At 37.3% G+C, this 23,848-nt stretch carries 22 protein-coding genes; 13 read left to right on the plus strand and 9 right to left on the minus strand.

The window, feature by feature from the left end:
* Positions 1–17: 17 nt before the first annotated feature.
* A complete protein-coding gene (locus tag AY601_RS16680; protein WP_068403105.1) occupies positions 18–1,976 on the plus strand; it encodes an amino acid permease in 1,959 nt (652 codons plus the stop codon).
* An 84-nt stretch (positions 1,977–2,060) separates the two neighbouring features.
* Here AY601_RS16680 and AY601_RS16685 read toward each other — a convergent pair whose 3' ends face one another.
* Complete coding sequence (locus AY601_RS16685; protein ID WP_068403107.1) at positions 2,061–3,422, minus strand: RNA-binding domain-containing protein; 1,362 nt, start codon at positions 3,420–3,422, stop codon at positions 2,061–2,063.
* Between the two features lie 245 nt (positions 3,423–3,667).
* Positions 3,668–4,786, minus strand: a complete 1,119-nt coding sequence (locus AY601_RS16690) for a Fic family protein (RefSeq protein WP_068403109.1) — start codon at positions 4,784–4,786, stop codon at positions 3,668–3,670.
* 567 nt (positions 4,787–5,353) lie between these two features.
* Here AY601_RS16690 and AY601_RS16695 point away from each other — a divergent pair.
* Positions 5,354–5,983: a hypothetical protein gene (locus tag AY601_RS16695; RefSeq protein WP_068403111.1), complete on the plus strand. Its 630-nt coding sequence runs from the start codon at positions 5,354–5,356 to the stop codon at positions 5,981–5,983.
* 70 nt (positions 5,984–6,053) lie between these two features.
* On the opposite strand, the gene AY601_RS16700 is transcribed toward AY601_RS16695, so the two are convergent.
* Positions 6,054–7,268, minus strand: coding sequence for a S41 family peptidase (locus tag AY601_RS16700; protein WP_068403113.1), 1,215 nt, complete (start codon positions 7,266–7,268; stop codon positions 6,054–6,056).
* Between the two features lie 31 nt (positions 7,269–7,299).
* On the minus strand, positions 7,300–8,025 hold the full coding sequence (locus AY601_RS16705) for a porin family protein (RefSeq protein WP_198163542.1): 726 nt from the start codon (positions 8,023–8,025) through the stop codon (positions 7,300–7,302).
* A gap of 497 nt (positions 8,026–8,522) precedes the next feature.
* On the opposite strand from AY601_RS16705, the gene AY601_RS16710 reads away from it, so the two are divergent.
* The 9 genes from AY601_RS16710 (at position 8,523) to AY601_RS16750 (ending at position 15,960) form a co-directional block, all read left to right on the plus strand.
* Positions 8,523–9,041 carry a T9SS type A sorting domain-containing protein gene (locus tag AY601_RS16710; protein WP_232324618.1) on the plus strand — a complete coding sequence of 173 codons (519 nt, stop codon included), beginning with the start codon at positions 8,523–8,525 and terminating at the stop codon, positions 9,039–9,041.
* Positions 9,042–9,169: 128 nt separating this feature from the next.
* A complete protein-coding gene (locus AY601_RS16715; RefSeq protein ID WP_068403117.1) occupies positions 9,170–9,781 on the plus strand; it encodes a fumarylacetoacetate hydrolase family protein in 612 nt (203 codons plus the stop codon).
* Between the two features lie 5 nt (positions 9,782–9,786).
* Positions 9,787–11,508 (plus strand): M23 family metallopeptidase, encoded by a 1,722-nt coding sequence (locus tag AY601_RS16720; protein ID WP_068403119.1) that lies wholly within the window; start codon positions 9,787–9,789, stop codon positions 11,506–11,508.
* Positions 11,509–11,510: 2 nt separating this feature from the next.
* Positions 11,511–11,975: a thioredoxin-dependent thiol peroxidase gene (bcp, locus tag AY601_RS16725; protein WP_068403121.1), complete on the plus strand. Its 465-nt coding sequence runs from the start codon at positions 11,511–11,513 to the stop codon at positions 11,973–11,975.
* A 211-nt stretch (positions 11,976–12,186) separates the two neighbouring features.
* A complete protein-coding gene (locus AY601_RS16730) occupies positions 12,187–13,032 on the plus strand; it encodes a transketolase (RefSeq protein ID WP_068403123.1) in 846 nt (281 codons plus the stop codon).
* 64 nt (positions 13,033–13,096) lie between these two features.
* The gene (locus tag AY601_RS16735; protein ID WP_068403125.1) at positions 13,097–14,053 is read left to right on the plus strand and encodes a transketolase family protein; all 957 of its coding nucleotides are present in this window, start codon (positions 13,097–13,099) and stop codon (positions 14,051–14,053) included.
* A gap of 3 nt (positions 14,054–14,056) precedes the next feature.
* Positions 14,057–14,617, plus strand: coding sequence for an RNA polymerase sigma factor (locus tag AY601_RS16740; RefSeq protein ID WP_068403127.1), 561 nt, complete (start codon positions 14,057–14,059; stop codon positions 14,615–14,617).
* 82 nt (positions 14,618–14,699) lie between these two features.
* Entirely contained in the window at positions 14,700–15,506 is an 807-nt protein-coding gene (locus AY601_RS16745) for a hypothetical protein (RefSeq protein ID WP_068403129.1), read from the plus strand.
* A 10-nt stretch (positions 15,507–15,516) separates the two neighbouring features.
* Positions 15,517–15,960 carry a hypothetical protein gene (locus tag AY601_RS16750; protein WP_068403130.1) on the plus strand — a complete coding sequence of 148 codons (444 nt, stop codon included), beginning with the start codon at positions 15,517–15,519 and terminating at the stop codon, positions 15,958–15,960.
* Here the strand turns inward: AY601_RS16750 and AY601_RS16755 are convergent, their stop codons facing one another.
* The 3 genes from AY601_RS16755 to AY601_RS16765 form a co-directional block, all read right to left on the minus strand.
* Positions 15,961–16,881 (minus strand): DUF58 domain-containing protein, encoded by a 921-nt coding sequence (locus AY601_RS16755; RefSeq protein ID WP_068403132.1) that lies wholly within the window; start codon positions 16,879–16,881, stop codon positions 15,961–15,963.
* A 118-nt stretch (positions 16,882–16,999) separates the two neighbouring features.
* On the minus strand, positions 17,000–18,499 hold the full coding sequence (locus tag AY601_RS16760) for a SusD/RagB family nutrient-binding outer membrane lipoprotein (protein ID WP_068403134.1): 1,500 nt from the start codon (positions 18,497–18,499) through the stop codon (positions 17,000–17,002).
* Between the two features lie 44 nt (positions 18,500–18,543).
* Positions 18,544–21,696 carry a SusC/RagA family TonB-linked outer membrane protein gene (locus AY601_RS16765; protein ID WP_084359323.1) on the minus strand — a complete coding sequence of 1,051 codons (3,153 nt, stop codon included), beginning with the start codon at positions 21,694–21,696 and terminating at the stop codon, positions 18,544–18,546.
* A 216-nt stretch (positions 21,697–21,912) separates the two neighbouring features.
* Between AY601_RS16765 and AY601_RS16770 the strand changes: the two genes are divergently transcribed.
* Positions 21,913–22,503, plus strand: coding sequence for a TetR family transcriptional regulator (locus tag AY601_RS16770; RefSeq protein ID WP_068403136.1), 591 nt, complete (start codon positions 21,913–21,915; stop codon positions 22,501–22,503).
* On the opposite strand, the gene AY601_RS16775 is transcribed toward AY601_RS16770, so the two are convergent.
* On the minus strand, positions 22,500–22,781 hold the full coding sequence (locus AY601_RS16775) for a CBU_0592 family membrane protein (RefSeq protein ID WP_068403137.1): 282 nt from the start codon (positions 22,779–22,781) through the stop codon (positions 22,500–22,502). The genes AY601_RS16770 and AY601_RS16775 overlap by 4 nt on opposite strands.
* Before the next feature lie 78 nt (positions 22,782–22,859).
* On the opposite strand from AY601_RS16775, the gene AY601_RS16780 reads away from it, so the two are divergent.
* Positions 22,860–23,351 carry a hypothetical protein gene (locus tag AY601_RS16780; protein ID WP_068403139.1) on the plus strand — a complete coding sequence of 164 codons (492 nt, stop codon included), beginning with the start codon at positions 22,860–22,862 and terminating at the stop codon, positions 23,349–23,351.
* 136 nt (positions 23,352–23,487) lie between these two features.
* Here the strand turns inward: AY601_RS16780 and trxA are convergent, their stop codons facing one another.
* On the minus strand, positions 23,488–23,805 hold the full coding sequence (trxA, locus tag AY601_RS16785) for a thioredoxin (protein ID WP_068403141.1): 318 nt from the start codon (positions 23,803–23,805) through the stop codon (positions 23,488–23,490).
* Between the last annotated feature and the right edge of the window lie 43 nt (positions 23,806–23,848).

A 23,848-nucleotide genomic window follows, 5' to 3' on the forward strand; every position in this document is an offset into this window, starting at 1 on the left:
TAACCGAATTGCCCATTATGTTTGAAAATCTTTTCAGAAAAAAGTCTATTACTAAAATATTAGAAGATGCCGAAAAGGGCTATGGTGATCATGGCGCATCTCTAAATAAGACACTGGGTGTAAGAGATCTTACTGCTTTTGGAATTGCCGCCATTATTGGTGCGGGAATTTTCAGTACAATTGGAAAGGCTAGTGCCGACGGCGGCCCTGCTGTAATTTTCTTGTTTATTTTCACGGCTATAGCCTGTAGTTTTGCGGCCTTTGCTTATGCAGAGTTTGCTTCTATGGTTCCTGTTTCCGGAAGCGCCTATACGTATTCTTACGTAGCTTTTGGAGAATTGGTGGCCTGGATTATTGGGTGGTCACTCATTATGGAATATGCGATTGGAAATATTACGGTCGCCATTTCCTGGTCTGATTACTTTACAGGTTTACTCTCTTCTATCCGGATACCGGCATTAGGTATAAACGGGATTAACCTTCCGGACTGGATGACGATGGATTACCTGACAGCATTCAATGGCCATAATCATGCCGAAGCCATGCTGAATGCAGGTAAAAGCTTTGCAAACCTGGATGATGCGACCCGTATTGCGAACAACGCCTGGGCAACTGCACCTACCATAGGTGGTTTTCATATTGTGGCCGATTTGCCTGCTTTAGGAATTATCATTCTGATTACCTGGCTGGTATACAGAGGGATGAAAGAATCTAAGAATGCGAGTAATGCGATGGTTATTGTGAAACTTGCCGTAATCTTACTGGTACTTTCTGTAGGTGTTTTTTATGTCGATACAGAGAACTGGAATCCATTTGCGCCAAACGGTGTTTCTGGTATCCTTAAAGGTGTTTCTGCCGTGTTCTTTGCCTATATCGGTTTTGATGCAATCTCTACCACTGCCGAAGAGTGTAAAAACCCGCAACGGGATTTACCAAGAGGGATGATGTGGGCAATTATTATCTGTACTGTTCTTTATGTAGCGATTGCGCTGGTATTGACTGGTATTGTAAAATATGACCTGCTGGCAGTGGGTGATCCGCTGGCCTTTGTATTTGATCATATCAACCTGAAATTGATGAGTGGGATTATTGCGGTGAGTGCGGTATTTGCGATGGCAAGTGTATTGCTTGTTTTCCAGATGGGACAACCAAGAATCTGGATGAGTATGAGCCGTGATGGTTTATTGCCTAAAAGGTTTTCCAAGATCCACCCTGTTTATAAAACCCCTTCCTTTGCAACTATTGTAGTTGGTTTTGTAGTAGCAGTTCCTTCTTTGTTCATGAACCTGACCATTGTAACCGATTTATGTTCTATCGGTACGCTATTCGCTTTTGTACTGGTTTGTGCAGGGGTATTGGTCTTGCAAAACAAGACTGACATTCCGAGGGGCAAATTCAAGACTCCTTATGTCAATTCAAAGTATATCATCCCTGTTATTTTTATTGGTGCAATCATTTCTGGTTTCATCTTTTTTAAAGCGGAAATGACTTCTTTTATTACGAATGAGACTAAGGTTCATGAGCCGATCAGCTTTATTACTTCGCTAGACAAAACGGAGCTGAATAGTGTGAAGGAAGAGATTATTGCAGCGCAGAAGGTGTCTAATGTGATTGATAAGAATATTGATGCTGAAGCTTATTTAAATGGCCTGAGTACGGAACAGTACAAGAGTTTTATGGAGAAGAGCACAGTGAGTGCGGATAAGAAATTTGAGAGCGGCTGGGCTTTGTTTAAACACAAAATACCGATGTGGATTTTCTTCTTTATTTGTGTGGCGATCACTTATTTCTGTATTACACATAACCTGTCCCTGATCCCGGTATTGGGCTTACTGAGCTGTTTATATATGATGTGTGAATTGGGTATTTCTAACTGGATCGGATTCGGAATCTGGCTAGTGATCGGGTTGGTTGTTTATTTCTTATATGGTTTTCATCATAGTAAGTTGAATGTGAAGAATCAGGTGGTAGTATAGTTTGGCAACGAGTTTATTGATATTACTTAACCCCGTCTTTTGATAGTTTCAGAAGACGGGGTTTGTTTTTTAGGGGGATTGAGTTTATTCAATAATTTCCCAATATCCTCTGGTTCCGCCAATTCGTTTAATATATCCTTTCTCTTTTAATAAATCTATATGTGCCTGAGCTGCTGAAACATTGATATTTAATAGTTTCCCTAATTCTCTTTTAGATAGTGTATTACTTTCTCTTAATAGGCTTAAGACCTCAACTTGTCTGTAGGTTAGTCTATTTATTGGACCACCTATTGGACCACCCATTGGACCACCCATTGGACCACCCATTGGACCACCTTTCTTAACCTCGTCATTAATTAAGCTATCCTCTATTTCTTTATGTATCGGAAACGACATTCTTAAAAAGTGTTCCGTGAACTTAAAACATTCCTTACTATAAGACTCTAGTATACGAGGTATTCCTGATCCTAATTGTTCTACTAAATCGAGGTCTTTATAGATTCGCATGATTTCTTTATTCCTTGGGATAGAAAACCCTTGAAAGAACTCTTCAAGGCTCAGCCCATCCGGCAGACTACATGTTGAAGTAATTTCAATTCTATCATCGAAAATCTCAAATTTAGGTGGTACTTCATTCGTATAATCATTATGCACAATCGCATTAATTACTGCTTCACGCAAAGCAATTGGATCCCAAAATCTGATTTCTATTCTCTCTTTTGCAGTGATCCTGGTAAGCGTTTTATTTTCTACATTAAGCTTATCCAAAACCTGTTTGGTAGCTTTAATCAATGATTCGTACCCGTACTCATTATTTTCTATGAGATTTACCCTGTTAAGTCCGCTATACTTAGCCAGCTTTATTGAATTGCTATTTTTGTCTGACATCAAATAGGCAACATAGTTATAGTGTTCATCTGCATTGAGGAGTTCCAGATTAGCGGCAAACTTATCATTAAGCTTCTTACTAACTGCCTCATAATAGATTTTCAACTGTTCAAAACTAAGATTTTGATGGTTAGACTTAATTTTACCAATAGAGTTACGTGTCCGTTTAGAAAACAATGTATCTATCATTTTTTGTGGCATGGGTTCTGAAGCAGCGCCAATTCTAATAAAACTACCTTTTTCAGTCATTCCATATTTTCTGAGGAAATAGGGTTTTTCACTCCCACTGGCGACGATAATTTTAATAATATTTAAATTGTCCTTTTTCTCGCTTACCACATCAAATAATCCCAGGCAAGATGATGCAATATTATTTTTTAGCCGATCTTTTATTTTAAGCTGATCTCCGTCAGAATCAATAACGCCTACAGTACGACCAGTCTTTGTAATTCCAATATAAATTACACCACCTTCTTTATAGTTTAAAAAAGCGGTCACTTCTTTCTCTAATGAGTCGGTCAGTTCTTGTTTATATTCTATCCGGTTAGATTCAATCATTGAGGTTCTTAATTTTAGAATTTTTTTATATAAGTCTTTTCACAGGCTATATCCACTGAAAATCAACAGGCCTCACATTAAAATTAACAACATTTTAATGTGAGGCCCAAATCTGAAATCAAAATATGAGCTGTATATTCCAACTGCTCTAAAATTAGTGCAGTTGGAATATTTCAGCGTAGTTACTCCTATTATCTGGTAGTTAGTTAGCACTTATTATAAATACCAGCCAAATAGAACTTTATTTATTCAGAAAGAATTCGATAAAGTTCCAGATTGAGGTAATAGCTATTCCCTTGCACAATTCTTTTTTCAAGGACTCCCATTTCTATTAAGATCTCCAGGTATTTTCTTGCCGTATTCTCTGCATACACTCCAGCAGAAGTAAAGTGTTTGATTTTGGTAAAAGGCTGGCTAAATAGTGCTTCCACTAATTTTTCAGGCCTTAAAATATCTCCTCGTTCTATTACAGCTGCAAGTATTGCTTCCTTCGCAGCTATTATATCTGTTATTTTATTATAAGTTAGATTCGACGTCATCTCTACAGCCTTCAACATATATAATAACCAGGATTTCCAGCTCCCACGCTGCGTGATACCAGCTAATCCTGCGTAATAATCTTCTTTGTTGTCAATGATATAACGGCTCAGATAGAGTATTGGATAATCCAATAAGCCTTTTTTAGTCAGATAATGAATGTTAAATATCCTGCCTGTTCGTCCATTTCCATCTCTGAATGGATGAATCGCCTCAAACTGAAAATGTCCGATTGCCATTTTCAAAAGTGGATCTACCGGATGTTTTTTGTCATCATTTAAGAAATCTATTAAATTAGCGAGTTTAGTTTCAACGATATTACTCCCTCTGGGTGGTGTATAAAATGGTTTCCCAGCGTTGGGCCCCGTTCCCCCTTCTTTAATGTAAATCTGTGCGATAGGTGTTCTTATACCGTCACTAAATTGACTAATAATCTGATACATCTTTACAAAATATCCTTCATCAAAACTTTCTCTTTTTAAATGCTCATAACCAATCCATAAAGCTTTTCTATAATTCAGAACTTCCTTCGCAGCCCCCTGCACAGAACTTTGTTCATTTTCACTATAGGCTCTATATAATTCATCATCAGTAGTAAAAATATTTTCGATCGCACTTGATGCTTTAGCCTCCTGTAAACTAATAGAATTAATAAGCATACCCTGATTCGGTATTGCAATACTTCTTCCTTGTAATCTCCCTAAAGCAGCTTTTGAATTACCTAATTGTTTATATATGTCTATATCTTCATAGAGTATACTAGTTATGGGTAAATCTGGTAAATCATTCCAAGGCTTATTTCTATCAGGATTTATTTTATAGGACATATTCAAATTTAATGAAATTAAGTGAGCTAACATTAAAATCACCCACATTTTAATGTTAGCTGCGCTTTTGACATCAGATATAAGTTCAAAACTATAGCTAACATTAAAATCACCTACATTTTAATGTTAGCTATAGTTTTGGCATCAAAGTCAATATTTTTTCGTCAATTGAATGATGCAGATTATACCACATGGCATTATTCATCGCAGTCATATTTTTAGGTGGCTTCTGAAAACTGAAATGTACCTCAGACCGGAACATGCGCATAAAGCTGCCTGCTATTTTAAACTTTGCTTGTTGCGTAAGTTGTAAATCCGTAGCCTTCTTAGAGATGGCTTTGGTGTACTTTTGCCAACATATTTATCCTTCCATTTAGTAACCTGTGTTAAAAACAAGCAGACCAATAACTGAGTATTCCAGAAATACATCTGGCAAGGTGTAAATAGGAAGGAAAAACAAAGTGTTTACATTGGTGTGGAATTTTTCAGACTGATAAATGATATCTGCAATGTTTCTGTAATTAGATTATATTGTCTAATAATATTTCAATACGGATATTTATTACAATGGAAAAATCTCTAAAAACAGCTTCTCTGATACTATTAAGCATTTTTATTAGCTGTTCTACTTTAACAGTCAATGCACAATCCAACCCTGCTTTTGATTCTTATTTAGCTAATACTAATCTTAAATTTCAGATGCCTGCAGGTTATAATCAAATAAGTACAAAAGAAAGTTTTTCTCCCACCTTACGCAAAATAATGAGTTTGATGTTTAGCGTTGTTGAAAACAAACAAAAAGATATTGCTATTGGGATCATATTAATTCCGGTAAGAACAGCATTTGATAAAAATTTAAAAGGGATGTTTCCAAATATTGATGCAAATCAAAGCTATTTGAATATTGTAAAATACCAAGCTGACACTTCTACTTTTAAAGTTCAGCCACTTGGGGACCATGAATTAAAGAAGGTAAATGCTGATGCAGGATTCAGATATCAATTAGATATGAATAGATTATTTCTACAAAAGTATAGCTTATGCAAGGTAATTATTATTCATAAAAAAGACATTGGTGATGCTGAAATCTGTTATTTCTATAACCCGGAGCATGAAGAACTAGTTAAGAAAGAAATGTCGGAAACTGCCAATATCTTGACGTTCCAGGATATTAGTCAGTTTAAACCAACGATGTAGACTAATAACTTAAATAAAGCGAGGCTTGTTATTTGTGATAACAAGCCTCGCTTTATTTAAACAGAATCTTTTACTGTGGAATCAAGCTGATCGCTTTCTCCAATTGCGGGTCAGTACCTGCGTCTAAAGCAGCTTTGTTATACTTTACCTCGATATCTGGCGGGAAACCAATTCCCTCATATAACTTTCCATCTACATAACGTAACGCAGTTGAAGAAGTATAAACCAAACTCAGGAACCCGGTACTGAACTGTCCGCTATTATAATAATCATTGTTATTTAACAACGGGCCATTACCACCCCAGGTACGTTCCCCCACAAATTTGACATTTCCACCCGGCATCGCCTTTAAAGCCATGGTAGTCATCTCTGCCATACTCACTGAATTTAAATCAGCCAGGACAATAATCGGAGCTGTAAACAATTTCGCATCTTTCCCGGGATGAACCGTTGCAGGTATCCATGGCGTATAATCCAATCTTCCGTTTCCAATTTTTGAACGGGTAGCACCGATAGAAAATTCCTTATCCGTTAAACCACCTACCAATAAATCTAAATCAGAAAGATAACCACCACCATTACTTCTCACATCAATAATTATCCCTTTCAAGCCTTCCGGTTTTTTCACCTCATCAAAGTAATACTGCAATGCTTTTTGTGCATTGTTAGGCGTTGGCAAATCCTTGATCACATTTAAACTGAATTCGTTAAAATGAAGATATAGGATATTGCCCTTAATTTTACCCGCAACAGCAAAAAACTGATCTGTAGCGGATAAGTTAATAAACCCTCTCACATATCCCCTATCCAGGTATTTTGGAGGAATAGTGCTATAAAAAAAGTTAGGATTAATATTTCCGTGATAATCAAGGCTTTTTTGATGTCTGGCATCAGATGGGCTAATATAAGCTGCTGAATCCTGAACATAAGGACTGTTGATTCTCAATGCATAATGGGAATCAATTAATGTCGATGTCATCTCTTTAAAATAAGTATAAGATTTTCTGACATCTGTCGAATCATTGATATTCATTTTAGCAAAAATCGGTTGATACTTACGGTAAATTTCATCCCAATTTGTAGGATCAGTATCCCAAAAGATATAATTATTGTTCATTCCATTCCAGTAAGCCTCAAAAGCTTCACTGAAGCTGCCCTCGATATAACGTTTAGGATCGTTGATTTGAGGGGATTCTTTACGGCAAGAAGCCAATGCGCTCACAAGGCAGATACCCAGTATCAGCTGGAGCATATTTTTATATAAAAATAAATAAGTTGATTTCATAAGATTGTAATAATGATGAATAAATTAGCTGTTATTTACCTAGACGGTACATACAACCCACTTGAATAACATAAGTATCATTGTAACGTGGAATCTGATTGAGCATGTAGTTTTTCTGCTGATCTGTCAATCCGCGATAATACCTTCCTTCTGCAAAAAGCTCATATCTTGGCTTAAGCTGATAGCTTACACCGGTTCCTGCCAGCACACCCAATTCGATTCTGCGGTCGCGGCGGCTGTCAAAAATAAACTTCTCATTATAGCTGTAACCTGGTTCCCCATCCAGGATACTTGGCGTTTGCGCACCATCAGGAAGCTCATATACTTTAGCAAAAGTGTCGATCTGAGTTCCTTTGATACGGGATGAAGACCAGTAACCGGCATAACCACCCAGGTTCAAAAAACCTTTTAGTTTCTGACTGCCAAATGTAAAATGTGCCATCAATGGAAGTTGAATGTAGCTGTTCTTGTTCGTGTGGTTAATTCCTTCGAAATAACTGCTCCGTACAATTTTGTAGCTCTTCTGAATATACTGAGGGTCTGCTTGTATCGCAAACCAGTTGTTCAGGTCATATTTAACAGGTATTCCGATGTTAAATCCGTCAAGTGGCTCATACTTGGTAAAAGCCCGGAAGCCGATGTTGGTAATGATGTGGTTTTTGTTGTAACCACCTTCCAGTCCGATAGAGAACTGGGCATGTGAAGTGAGCGTCCCGGCAATTACGCCCAGACCTAAGAGTAAACATTTTTTTTTCATAAGATTAGGTTTAGCAGATTTTAATCCCTCATCCCCCAGACCCAATGGGCTTATAAGCTTCATTTGGTTGGTAACCGGAAGACGAATGTGCAATGATGTATAACAATAATCCAGTAGGCAATTTCATGTCATTTATGCTTACTAATTGTATAAAAAGGATACTATTCAACTCTTTATTCCAGTTGATCAGTCTGAATAAAAAGAAATATCTTTTTTAGCAACGTAATTTTGATGCAAATAATAATCAGGAATAGAAATTAACAATGGTATTAATGGTATTTCATAGCCATTTAAGGAATAAAACCTGAGCCCAATATATAAAATTTAACAATAACTTTAAAAATAAATCTACCCGATTAAATAACAGCTATTTTATCCAAAAAAAGCACTATCATTACGATTAAATAACGAACAACTGTTAAAATGTGTTAAATATTGTCCTGAGTACAAAAAGATTAATTATTGTGTAGAATTATTCACTACTTTTGTTGCAATAGATGAATATAAAAACTAAAACGGTCTCACTGATTTACATAATTTGCATTTTTTGCATCAGTGTCTGCTGTGGATCAACAGTTTTTGCCCAGCGTTCAGATAGTACCGGTACAAATATCAAATACAAAAGAATTGTCAGGACCCCTCAAATCAGAGGTGATGTTCCTTCTTACAAACCAAGTTACCTTCCTGGTTCTTCTTTAAGCCCTTATAACAGTCTTCTTTCGCATAGCAGATCGGGCAGCGGCAGAACAGATAAAATTCTTTCAGTACTTAAAGTTTATCCTAACCCGGTTGATGACCAGATTAATCTGACCATCCGTTTGGAACGTGAGTCTAATCTTTCTATTAAAATCATGGATTTGTTAGGCAATGAGGTTGTTACCTTATCCAATGAGCGCCTGTCTGCAGGAGAGCAAACTAAAACATTTACCATTCCTAACCGGTTGAACAGCGGGATTTATTTCCTTCGTTTTGTTGCTGGTTCGGAGACTGTCGTGAAACGTATTTCTATTCTATAAACTGGAATAACCGTTTAAACTCAGCTAATTTTCTGCATCAATCTTTTTTTTACCGGATATAATTTACTTTTACGCATCATGCTGGTTGCATGTGAAGATAAAAGACGTTTTTTATATACCTGAACAGAATGAAGATAATTGCTATTGGCCGTAACTACGCTGCACACGCTAAAGAATTAAATAACCCTCTCCCATCAAGTCCTGTGATCTTTATGAAGCCGGAAACAGCTGTACTTAAAGACAATAAACCTTTTTATATCCCTGAATTCTCTTCCGATGTACATTATGAACTGGAAGTTGTTTTGAAGATCAATAAAGAAGGAAAACATATTGCAGAGAAATTCGCAGCTAATTATTATGATGAAATTGGTCTGGGTATTGATTTTACAGCGCGCGATCTTCAATCTGCATTGAAAGAAAAAGGATTACCCTGGGAACTGGCTAAAGCTTTCGACAATTCGGCTGCGGTAAGTCATTTTATTCAGAAAACTGAGCTTGCAGATATCAATGCGATACCGTTTGAACTTAAGGTAAATGGAGAAAGCCGTCAAAATGGGAATACAGAAAATATCCTGTTCTCTTTTGATAAAATTATAGCTTTTGTTTCTCAATACATCACGCTGAAAAAAGGAGATTTGATTTTCACAGGAACTCCTGAAGGTGTTGGCCAGGTTCATCCGGGCGACAAACTGGAAGCATGGATGGGCAAGGAACAATTTCTGAATTTCGATATAAAATAAGTTTAATGATCAAAAAAAGTATATTCCTGTTTGTTCTGGTTGTATTTGCAATCAGTACGCAGGCCCAACAAATTTTCAGTAACAATAAATATCCACTGGTAGATTTCCGTACGCCGCTGGATATTGTTCCTCCGGCATTAGCGGGTTCTTTTGGTGAGCTTAGAGGGAACCACTTCCACTCTGGAATAGATTTCCGTACCAATCAGCGTGAAGGCTATCCTGTTCATGCAATTGCTGATGGCTATGTTTCCAGAATGAGAGTTCAGAACAGTGGGTTCGGCCAGGCTATATATCTGGTGCATCCCAATGGATATACTTCTGTTTATGGCCATATATCCCGTTTTGCGCCTAAAATTGCAGAAGCGGTAAAGGCTTTGCAATATCAGAAAAAGACTTTTGAGCTGGACGAGTTTCCTGCGGCAGAATCACTTCCTGTACATAAAGGCGATGTAATCGCTTATTCGGGAAACCGGGGCAGTTCCGGAGGCCCGCACCTTCACTTTGAAATCAGGGATTCTAAAACAGAAAACACGATTAATCCACAGCTTTTCGGAATTCAGATCCCGGATAATATTCCGCCGGTTATTTATGCTTTATACGTTTATAAACTAAATAAAAAACCTTTTAGTGAATATACACCTAAAACTTTTTTGCAGGTAACTGGTGGAGCAGGAAAGTATAGCTTAAGTAAAGCTGAACCATTGAATATCAGTGGTGAAGTTGGATTCGGAATTACTGCTACAGACAGACATAATGGGGCTTCTGGAATTAATGGGGTGTATTCTATTGAGCTGGAAGTAGATGGAAAACCTGTTTTCACGTCTTCTTTAGAGAAGTTTGCTTTTGAAAACAGTAAGGCGATTAATTCGCATATTGATTATACGGCTTTTATGACGACCAAAAGGAGTATTCAGAAAAGTTTTGTAGATCCGGGAAATCCTTTGCAGATCTATAGCAACCTGGTCAATAGTGGCCGGATTGAGTTTAAGGATCAGCAGGTGCATGAGCTGAAATACACGGTAACGGATGCGAAAGGCAATAAAAGTATTTTGCCATTTAGCGTAAAATCTGATGGACAGGCATTAATTTCGACGCCGGACCAGCCTGATGGTATCCCTTTCTTTTATGCGAAAGAGAATGAGTTTGCAGCGGATGGTGTTAAAGTCGTTTTACCGAAAGGGACTTTATACAATGATTTCAATTTAGTTTATAAGGTTAAGCCAGAGCCAGCAAGAGGTGCTTATTCACCGGTTTATCAAATTCACAATAACCTGACTCCTTTGCATATTGGTTTTGATTTATGGATCAAGGCTGATGCCCGTTTAGGTGCATTAAAAGATAAAGCGGTGATTGTCAGTGCTGGTGGTGCATCGCAAGGTGGTTTTTTTGAGAATGGTTACGTGAAGGCAACTCCCCGTAATTTCGGCAGTTTCTACATTGCTGTCGATACAATAGCTCCAACAATTATCCCGGTTAACATCGCTGATGGCAAAAACATGGCGGGCATAGCTAAAATGGTTTTTAAAATACGTGATAACCTTTCTGGTATTAAAAGCTTTAATGGCTATATTGATGGCAATTGGGTTTTGATGGAATTTGACACCAAAACTGCTACCTTATGGCATTCTTTTGATGAGCGCACAGCAACGGGAAAACATCAGTTGAAATTAGTGGTCGAAGACATGAAAGGAAACAGTAAAACGTATTCAATTAATTTTATAAAATAATTATGAGTGAATTAAAAGAAGGTCAGAAAGCCCCTGAGTTTACCGCAGCGGATCAGGATGGAAATACAGTCTCTCTGGACCAGTTTGCAGGTAAAAAAGTGGTTTTATATTTTTACCCAAAAGATGATACTCCTGGCTGTACAGCTGAGGCTTGTGATTTCAGGGATAATTACCAGGGATTAAAAGCGAAAGATATTGTGGTACTGGGTGTAAGTGTTGATGATGAGAAGTCACACCAGAAATTTGCGGCTAAACATAGCCTTCCTTTTACCTTACTGGCTGATACTGATAAAAAGATTGTGGAAGCTTATGGGGTATGGGGAGAAAAGAACATGTATGGTAAAAAATATATGGGCACTAACCGGACTACTTTCGTAATTGATGAGCATGGTGTGATTACACATATCATTAAAAAAGTTGACACCAAAAATTCAACTGCACAAATTCTTGAATTATTAAATAATTAGGAAGCTTTTTTATTTAAAAAAGTTTCAAACGCTGTAAACGCACAATATCACATTTAAATGGTTTTTCAGGGCTTTTACATTCAATAATAAATGATATCAATAAACTATATTTGCTATCAATAGGTAAACAATTTAAATGGAGCGGACAGGATTAAGTAATTATTTTAATCCTGTCCGCTCCATCTGACAAAAGAAGACAATAAATAAATAGATGAAACATACAATCAATGAATTAGAGGACATTGTTTCTCAGGTACGAAGAGATATTGTAAGAATGGTACATGGCTGCCAGTCTGGACACCCGGGTGGATCACTTGGTTGTGCAGAGTTTTTGACAGCTTTATATTTTGAAACCATGAACCATTCCACAGATTTTAAAATGGATGGTGCAGGCGAAGATTTATTCTTCCTTTCTAATGGTCACATTTCTCCGGTATTTTATAGCGTGCTTGCCCGTTCTGGTTATTTCGAAGTTAGCGAACTGGCTACTTTCAGAAAATTAAACTCCCGTGTTCAGGGTCACCCGACTACGCATGAAGGATTACCTGGTATCAGGATTGCTTCAGGATCTTTAGGTCAGGGTATGTCTGTTGCAATCGGCGCAGCTTTAACAAAGAAATTAAATAAGGATCATTCTTTAGTTTTCAGTTTACATGGAGATGGTGAGTTACAGGAAGGACAAAACTGGGAAGCTATTATGTTCGCTCCTCATAATAAAGTTGATAACCTGATCTCTACAATTGATTATAACGGACAACAAATTGATGGTCCTACGGAGAAAATATTATCATTAGAGAACTTACAGACTAAATTCGAAGCTTTCGGATGGCATGTAATCACTTCTAATGGAAATAACATGGAAGATATTGTTAAAGCTTTGGAATATGCTAAATCACTTACGGGTAAAGGCAGACCAATCTTAAACTTAATGAGTACTCAGATGGGTTATGGTGTAGATTTCATGGTAGGTTCACATAAATGGCATGGTACTGCGCCTAATGATGACCAACTTGCTTCTGCTTTAAGTCAGAACAAAGAAACACTAGGGGATTATTAATTCATAACCATTAAACTGCGCCCGTCTTGTTTAGGATAGCGGGCGATAAAAAAGATATCATATAATGAAAAAATATACATATTCAGAAAAAAAAGATACCCGTTCTGGTTTTGGTGCTGGTTTACATGAAGCTGGTCAGAAAAACCCGAATGTGGTTGCACTTTGTGCAGATCTGAAAGGCTCTTTGAAAATGGATGCTTTCGCAGATGAATTTCCTGAAAGATTTATACAGATCGGAATTGCTGAAGCAAATATGATCGGAATTGCTGCAGGTATGACTATTGGTGGAAAAATCCCTTTTACAGGTACTTTCGCTAACTTTTCTACAGGAAGAGTTTATGACCAGATCAGACAATCTGTTGCTTATTCTAATAAAAACGTTAAAATCTGTGCTTCTCATGCTGGTTTAACTTTAGGTGAAGACGGTGCAACCCACCAGATTCTTGAAGATATAGGTTTGATGAAAATGTTACCTGGAATGGTGGTCATCAATCCTTGTGATTATAATCAAACTAAAGCTGCTACTTTAGCTATCGCTGAGTATGAAGGCCCTGTTTATCTGCGTTTCGGCAGACCTAGTATTCCTGTATTTACTGATCCTGATCAAAAATTTGAAATCGGTAAAGCATGGATGGTCAACGAAGGTACTGATGTAACTATCGTTGCAACCGGACATATGGTTTGGAAAGCAATTGAGGCTGGTGAGCAGTTAGCTGCTTTAGGTATTGATGCAGAAATTATAAACATTCATACCATTAAACCGTTAGATGAAGAGGCAATCTTAAAGTCACTTCAGAAAACAGGTTGTGTAGTGACTTGTGAAGAGCACAATAAATTTGGTGGATTAGGTGAAAGTGTTGCGCGTTTATTGTCAACTGAACTTCCTTCTCCACAAGAATTTGTGGCTGTGAATGATAGTTTTGGCGAAAGCGGGACACCGGATCAATTGATGACCAAATATGGACTGGATACAATCAACATTGTTGAAGCAGTACAAAAAGTTATAAAAAGAAAAAAATAATCGATGAAGCAGGTTGAAGATGATGAAATAATAGCGAAATTCTCTGAAGAGCGCACACGCAATGAAGCCTTTAACCTGCTTATCACAAAATACCAGGAAAAAACTTACTGGCATATCCGCCGCCTTGTTATTGACCATGATGATGCGGATGATCTTGTCCAGGAAGTTTTTATCAAAGTCTGGAAGAATCTTTCCAAATTCAGAAGTGACTCTAAATTGTATACCTGGATTTACAGGATCGCAACAAATGATTGCATTACCTTTTTAAATAAGAAAAAACAGCGCAACAATATTCCGCTGGACGATGTTTCTGCTGAATTGTCTGAAAGTCTTGTTGCTTCTTCTTATTTCAATGGAGATAAAATCCAGATGAAGTTGCAACAGGCATTATTGACACTACCAGAGAAACAGCGGCTTATTTTTAATATGAAATACTACGACGAACTCAAGTATGAAGAAATTTCTGATATTCTGGGCACGTCTGTAGGTGCTTTAAAAGCTTCCTTCCATATTGCTGTGAAGAAAATAGAAGTTTTTATGCTAAATGAAGACATTACCTTTTAAACCTTTTGTGATTTTAAGCATCCATATAGCAGGTAAATTCAGGAAGACCTGATGTTAGCCTGCAATAGCTAAATTATTTACAATGAAACACGATATAGAAGACAATGAATGGAAACAAGAGGCACCTTATCTCGCCTCTCTTGAAAAAGAAAATCCGTTCAGCGTTCCACAGGAATATTTGAATACCTTACCTGAGTTGATTCATGGCGCAATTTACGCTGATGAGCTTAAGGAAGCTATTTCTATGTCCGGATTTATCGTACCTGATCAATATTTCAACATTTTACAGGACTCTATTTTTGCCGAAGCAACAGGTAACGGTTTACAAGATCTCCCAAAAGCTGATGGTTTCCATACGCCTGATTTATATTTCCAGAAATTACAGGCCAATGTCCTTGCAAAAACTGCAGACTTAGCGGTTAAATCTAAAGCTATTGAACAGGATCTGCCCGCAGATTTCTCTGAAACCGGCCTTTATGCTAAAACGATTAGGAATAATGCTTCTGCAGAAAACAATACCGCTACCAAGAATGGCCCTAAATTCATTCGTTTATGGAGTAGCGACTTGGTTAAGTATGCTTCAGCAGCTTGTTTTATCCTGGTGACTGCATTCGGGCTTTATCTGAATCAGCAAAATTTTAATACGGAAAGCAAAAGTGCTGAACTGGTTACTGAGCAGGCATTATATGATATAAATGAACAGGATATTATTGATCATATCGAAGGAAATAACGTAGATGTATCAAATGATCATACTGCTGTATCCAACAAAAATACCGCTATATCAAATGACAATACCGCTATATCAAATGACAATACCGCCAACGCGGATCTGGAAACTTATATTCTAAACAATTATTCTCAAAGTGATCTGTCCTCAGCATTATAATTAAGATACCATGAAACACATACTTGCCATTGCCCTTTTATCATGTATTCCTTTTCTAGCATCTGCACAAAGAAGTGAAGGAAAAAGTAAGGAAATACAAGCTTATAAAAATACTTATCTTAAAGAAAAATTAGAGTTGACCCCGGAAGAAGCTAAAATATTCTGGCCAATTTATAGCTCAATGCAAAGTGAGCAATCAGAATTACGTCAGGAGCGCAGAAAAAACATGATCAGCTTCAGAAAGAGTACGGAGATTGAAAACCTTTCAGATACAGAAGTAGAAAGTCTGATTAATAATGAGCTTAATTTTAAACAGAAGGATTTAAATATTGACCGTAAATATTATAATAAACTAAAAAGCAGTTTGCCAATCAAAACTGTGGGTAAATATTACCGTGCAGAGCAGACTTTTAAAAGAGAGCTATTAAGCAGATACAGAGAAGGTAAAAAGTAATTAATTCATTTTTTGCCTTTTGATCAGGTAGGCGGCCAATACGCCTGAAAAGCCTGCCGCTATATCAGCATCAATCAGGTCTATTTTATATTGTGCACATTTTAACGTCAACAGCTGACGATAATCGCCATAGGATTTCAAATAAGCTTCTTTAACGCTAGCTGCATTTGCTTTAAGTAATTCTCCCGTTTCCAGATCTACAAATTGATAAGGTCTGTTCTCAAAATCGAAGTCCACTTCTTTAGCTTTATCACTTACATTGAAAATGATAACTTCATGCTTATTAAATTTCAAGTGCTGCAGCGCGGAGAATAAGTCTTCCTGATTGTCATCTGCCCCATTTGCAGTTAAAAGATCAGTAAAAATAACCACCATAGAGCGCTTGTGAATTGATTCTGCTACTTGGTGCAGACATGTACTTAATTCTGTCCCTACGTTGAGCTTAGGGGCTTTCAGCGCTTCTTCTAAGTGCGTAAATAAATACTTCTGGTGCATAGTTGTCGATCTTGCTAGTGTATTTAAAACCAGCTGATCTGTAAACAGGCTTAAGCCAAAGGCATCTCTTTGTTTTTTGAGGAGTTCAATCAGGGCGGCTACTGCTTGTACGGAAAAGGTAAGTTTAGTGTAATCTCCTTGCGGAAAGTACATAGAGGAAGAAGTATCAATTACAAACTGGCAGCGCAGGTTAGTCTCTTCTTCATATCTTTTGGTATAAAGTTTATCAGTTCTGGCAAATAACTTCCAATCAATATTCCTGACATTATCACCATTGTTATAGGCTCTGTGTTCAGCAAATTCGACAGAAAACCCATGAAAAGGGCTTTTGTGCAATCCCGTAATAAATCCTTCTACAACCTGTTTAGCGAGTAACTCCAGGTTGCTGTTCAATTGATATTCCGACTGGTCTGTATGCATGCCCATTTTGTAAATTTAACAAAAGAAGTGCAAGAGCATATTTAAATTCGTCTTCTAATTTATTTAAAACCAACATTTTTTTGGTGAGCGAGCTATTATAATCAGCCAGCTCACCAAAAATTAATTATTGTAATAACCACATCACTCCATTGATGTCATCTCCACCAGGATACTGACGTTTGATAGCATTATCTACATTTACGCCATTATTATTCAGTTCTGCGGTTGGATACATCCATCTTTTAGGTATTTTTCCACCATTCAGTATACCTGCCCCAGCGGTTTCAAAAGTAGGGAACCCCGTACGCCTTTGTTCATAAAATGATTGCCAGCCTGTATTCATAAAAGTATTGATATACCGTTGCATAATTACTTGAGGTAGTAATGTTCCTGATTGCAGCGTAACAGCAGGCTGTTTCAAATAAGTTTCGATATCATCCAGCGTATAGGCAAGATCTCCCTTGTACCTGGAAAAGAGCATTGCGCTTCTAATTCCACCGGTATAAAATTTGTTAATGTCTCCGGTTATCCAGCCCCTTGCAACTGCCTCTGCCAAGATAAATTGCAGCTCTGGGTAGCCGATTGCAACACTTGGCTCATTCACAGCATCATAAGCATATCTGCGGTTAATAGCTGAGGCATTTCCAGTAGTCATCTTCTGCACATTATCAGCAACCGGAGCACTACCAATCAAACCAGTATAAGCATTAAAATCTTTGGGTGAAAGACCCGCAGTAACCGAGTTAGGGGTTTGGGTGGCGTAAACAAAAAGACGAGGGTCTTTCAGGTCTTTTAACATTTTAACAAATGAATCATCAAGATAATAATCTGTTTTTAAGCTGTTGTTATTGTTATACGGATAACGGTTTCCCACGATATCATAATAGGTAAGCTTCGCATTATCATCATTAGAAGTAAGCAATGGATATTTAGATGGATTAGACACTATATCATTGAACCGTTGTTTGATATTGAGTTTAGTATTCGCTTCTTTTTTTGAAAGGCTCATCAATACCCTTAGAGAAAAGGTATTAATGGCTTTTTTCCATTGTGTGATATCTCCATTGTAAATGATATCATTATTGATAGTTCCTCCTGAAGCAGACAGCGAGTCACTCGCCAATTTTAAGTCATTCAAAACTTGCAAATAGATATCTTCCTGCGCATCGTAAACAGGTCTGAGGGCTCCATCAGAAAAATTGTTATTTAGTGCCTGCATGGCCTGAGCATAGGGAACATCTCCAAAAGTAAGGGTCATCCCTACGATATAATAGGACCTGAAGAATTTCCCCAGGTATTTATAATTCGGCTTGCCGATACGGGCAGCTTCCTGTTCCATTTTAACTACCTGCGCTATATTTTTATAAGAGAAGTCTGCTCTTTGCCAGCCGTAATTCTGTGTCGTACTGGAACTTTGCGCGTAAACCAATTGACGTGTAGCCAAACTTGCCTCCGTGGTAATGGTAGCAAAAGCTGTTTGTTCAATATTCGCTAACTCCAGAGAAGGATCTGCCTGAGTTGGTGTATTAGGGTTTATTTGATAATAATCGAACTTTTTGCAGGATGATAAAGTAATACTCACTAAGAAAATAATACCAGATAGATATAAATAACTTTTTTTCATGATATAAAATGATTGATGACTATTGAATGTCATTGATGAGTGGATTAAAACTTAAAATTAAAGTTGAAGCCAATACTTCGCATAGAAGGTGTTTGCAAATTGTCGCTTTCTGCATCCGGATCTACATTAGGTATTTTGGCCAGAATGAACAAGTTGTTTCCAATAAAAGAAACTGAAGCCGCCTGAAATACTTTTTGCTTTTTTATCCATTTTTGAGGAAGTGTATAGGTCAGCGCTATTTCACGCATCTTTAAATAAGTACCACTGTAGTAGAAATAATTATTTTCTGAGCTGCTTCCCGTCCCCGTGTTGTAAGCAATGTAATTTACCGGGGTTGTATTAGGTGCGTACTGTCTGTCATCGCTGGTGATATTCCCATGGTTGTCATATGTCGCTTTTCCAGAAGTAACCACTACCCCTTTTCCTACATAAGTACTTTTCCCGGCATTGGCATCATCACGGTACTGATTCACAGTACCCGGAGCGGTTCCGCCCCACCACATTTTATAATTAGTAGTGGAGTATATAGAGCCACCGATACGCCCGTCAACAGCAATACTGAGTGAGATATTTTTATATTTAAACGTATTTTGCCAGCCGTAGATCCAGTTTGCATCCGCATAGCCAATACTGCGTTGGTATGGATCATTTAATGGCATTCCATTAGTATCGTAGATGATCTTTCCATCAGGTGTTGTCTGATATAATGAAGTGAAAATCTTATCAGCCCGCTCTCCTGCTTTCAGGTTACCGATATATCCGTCCTGACTAAGGGTAGCTTCTTTAAGCCAGCGGTGGCTGTTACTGAAATTAAAACTACTTTCCCACTCAAATGAGGATGTTTTTACCGGGGTTCCGCTAATCATAAATTCCCACCCTTTTCTTTGGTATACATTTGCATTTTGAAGCAGTGAGCTATAACCGCTGGTCTCTGAAATCGGAACCAGCTGAAAATTATTATATTCTTTGTTCTGGAAATAAGTAACGTCAACATTTAAGCGGTTTTTAAAAAGGCCTAATGCAACACCCGACTCCCATGACAGCACTGTATTCGGAATAAGACCTGGCATTTTGTAACTATCCGGCCAGTTCAGTGAAGAGGTCCCGTTCCATTTATTACCAATATTATAGGTTTGTATTTGCGCATAAAAGTTGTTCGGATCTGTGGTAATCGATCCGCTGTTTACTTTGGCCACAGAGGTACGCACTTTTAAAAATGAAATAGTTTCCGGCAATTTTAACGCATCTGACAAAACTGCTGAGATACTTCCTGACGGATAAAAATAGGCACTGTTGTTTACTGGTAGTGTCGAGGTCTGATCTCTCCTGCCTGTGAATGATAGATAAAGGAAACGGTACATTTCCAAATCGGCCATGGTATACAAACTATTTATTTGTCGTTCCTGAAGGTAATTAGACCCCTTCAATGGATTAGTGGAGTTAGCTAGATTATAGAATCCAGGAATGTTAAGCCCATCTGTAGTTGTGGCGATTCCTTTGGTATTGTTATAAGAGTTTGCCGCCCCCCCGATTACAGATAAATTAAAGTTATCATTAAACTTATGTTTATAGCTTAAAATCAAATCTGTAGTAATATCGAAATGACTGCTTTTGGTATAGGTATAGTCCCCTTTTGAAAGGGTTCCATATCCAATATAACTATATGGATATCTTGAATCTTCATCTGTTCCATACTGGTTAAAACCTGAGCGTATTTTAGCAGAAAAATCACGGGCAATCTGATAATTCAAGGAGAAATTCCCAAAAGAATTATCTTTTCTATAACCATTCAGTTGTTCGTTCGTAATAAAATAGGGATTGTTATACCAGGAAAGATTATAGTTTCTTTGCTGCATACCCTCTTTACCTTTTAACCAGTAGTTCTTAAGATCGCGTATATCCAGATCCGGACCAATCCACAGCAAAAGATTATAAAGGATATTGGTGGGGCCATAACCTGTAGAGGGATAGTTATTAGAGAATTCTCTATTGTAAGTAAGCCTTCCATCCATGGTTAGTTTTGGTGTCAGGTTATAATTTCCAGCTACCGAAAAGGAAGAATTGTTTACTCCAGTATTTGGCATTGTACCTTTTTGATAGATATTTGCAGCTGATACTCTGAAGGAGCCATTCTCACCGCCTGTAGATACTGTTACTGAATTACTGGAAAGCATTCCTGTACGAAAGAAATTTTTAATATTGTCTTTTCCTCTTGAAATCCATGGTAGTGGAACCAATTTGCCAGTTAATGGGTCCGTAGGACTATTGTATTGAGGAGTTTCATAATAACCGCTTGGGGTACCTGGATCTTTCTGATCCAGTTTAGGTCCCCAGATCCATCCACCACCTTCTGTACCTCCGCCAGATCCATCAACATAAGCATATTTTCCATTATTTCCACCGCCATATTGGGTCTGTACTTTTGGTACTACGGTATATCCGGTTTGGAACATGGTAGAAGAGTTAATCTCCACGCTTGTCTTTCCTTTTTTACCTCTTTTAGTGGTATACATAATCGCACCATTGACCCCAATTGAGCCATAGAGTGCCCCCGCAGCTGTACCTTTTAATACAGTGATACTTTCGATATCATCTGCATTAATTTTATAAGGATCAGCAGTGGGATCCGGAATACCATCGATAACAATTAATGGTGTCTGGCCCCTTAGTGAAATGGCGGGTTTTTGAAAAAGGTCGGTTGTATTGGAAATATTTAATCCTGCTACCTTTCCTGCTAATGCACCTATAGCTGTAGGGCTTTTGACCTTTTCCAGGGTTTCACCTTTGACTTCCTGTACAGCATAACCGATAGCTTTCTTTTCTTTCTTGATACCTAATGCAGTGACAACAACCTCTTTCAGATTACCATTATCGAACTTTAGAATTACGTTTAGCTGTGTTTGACCGCGAAGGCTTATTTCTTGCGGTATATATCCAATATAAGAAAATACCAGTATCGCATCAGGATTGATACCAGATAGCGTATAAATACCGTTTGCATTGGTTGCCGATCTTAGCGTTGTACCCTTTATCAGGATATTTACTGCCGGTATTGGTGTTTTGGTTTCTTCATCCAAAACCTGACCCTTTACTGTGATGTTCTGTGCAAAGCTATTCATTGCAGTAAACAAAAGAAACGACAGCAATAAATGAATTTTAATTCTGCTGAAGCTTATAAAAAGTATTTTTTTTCTCATACTGTCCAAGTTTAATTTGCTATAATTTTCATTTTCAAAATGACTATAATTTTCAGCTAAGGTCTCCGTTCAATGTTAGGAAAACAATAACAGCTTATTATTAAATTAACTAAACGTTCGTTTAATCTATTTTCAAAAAACTGTTTTTTAAAGAAGTATATTCATTTCTTTTTATAACTCTTTTTTTAGTAGTTTGCCCATCGAAAATAATTTTACATGGGCAGAAAAAGCATTAAAGAAGTAAGACAATTAGAAATTATAAAAGCTTTTTACAAGCTGGCTAAGAAAGAAGGTTACGAAAACAGTTCGATTGCGAAAATTGCCAATGAAATGGGTGTAAATCCGACCCTGATTATCCACTATTTTAAAACAAAAGAAAGTCTTACCTATGCGTTGTTAGATTATATATTAGACAGGTATCTGTTAATATATAGTATTAAGGAAAAAGGAATGCTTTCCGATCTTCACAAAATCATAGAAGCTCTTTTTTCTAAAAAATGGAACCTGCTATTTGATGATGGATTATTCTATGCATTTTATGCGCTGGCATTCAGGAATAAGAAGATTAAGGCAAAATATAAAATCATCCTGGATTCACTTCGTAAAACGCTGACTTCAATTATTGAACGCTGTAATGAGCAGGGTTTAATCAACGTAGCTGATCCAAAAGTTGCTGCGGACATGATTTTTGTATTGGTTGACGGTTCTTATTTTTACCTTTCATTGGAAGATGATAAAACTATCTATTCAGAAAAGCTAAGTTTTTATAAAAATAAGTCTTATGAGATTCTGGGCATAAAACCTTAATCCTTTTTAATTGACTTTTGAGTTTTCAAATGCCGTCCTAATGCATAGATTGCAATAAACATCCACAGTATATTAGCAGCAGCATTTGGAATATCCTGGCTATCTACTGCCGATGCAACTAAAAAAAGCCCCCCGAAAACATTTAGTAATTGAAAACTGATGGATTCAGCTTGAACAACTTTTGCACTTAAGAGTAAATAACCTAATGTACATAAGGCCATCCCTAACCAACCAATACTTGTTAATATAATATGCAACATCATAGTTTCTTTGGCCATAAAGTTGCTTATTTAAATTAGAATTCAGATTGACTAAATTATCTAAATTTAAACAGGTTTAACTTGCCATTCATAAAAATGAATATCTCCTCAAATCCCATTAAAACTGAGTCACCACTTCACCGCTTATGGTTAAGAGGCATTGTTATCTTCTATTCTTTATTATTCGTCTGCGGATTAATTTCATCGGGCTATTTTTTGGGAGGTATCGTAGAATTAAAGCCTATTCCGATGCTTGGTTTATTAAAGTATATTTTATTATGTATCCTTTTCCTGGTGCTTTTGATTAATGCCTTAAGGGCTATCACATTGAATCCGTCACACCTGGCCAGGCTATCAAGTAGTACTGGAAATTTTAAATGGCTATTCACGCTGGCTGTTGTACTTTGTATTGCTGGAAAGGCAGGTTTATTTGATTTGAGCAGAGCACATCCTGTTGAAATCTCTTATATCCAGATTGGCGTATTAACTGTGATTGCCATTTTCTGCTATTGGAGCGACGGATTGCTAAAGGGAGAGGACGCTACAAGGGAAGAAATTGAGGAAGAGGACTTGCCCGAAGAGCTTTAAAATGCAAATTTCAAAAATATCCTGTAAAAGCATAAATTCTAAAATAGCCTTCAAAAACATAATCCCTAAATAGCCTGTAAAAGCAAAAGCCGTTTCTAAACAAATAGAAACGGCTTTTTCATATATATCGGGTTGACTACAATTGCTTATCCAATTTACCAGCTAATACTGATTTTGGAACTGCACCAACTTGTTTATCAACTACTTCACCATTTTTGAAGAATAACAACGCAGGGATGTTACGGATACCGAACTGAGTAGAAATCTGTGGGTTATTATCCACGTTCACCTTACCCACTACTGCTTTTCCTTCGTATTCTTTTGAGATTTCATCTACTACTGGACCTACCATGCGACATGGACCACACCATTCTGCCCAAAAGTCTACTAAAACGGGTTTATCTGATTTCAACACAACTTCCTCGAAGTTAGCGTCTGTGATTTCTATAGCCATATTTCTTATTTTTATTTATACAAAGATATAATCAATTGTAATG

Source organism: Pedobacter cryoconitis (assembly GCF_001590605.1).
Lineage (GTDB): Bacteria > Bacteroidota > Bacteroidia > Sphingobacteriales > Sphingobacteriaceae > Pedobacter > Pedobacter cryoconitis_A.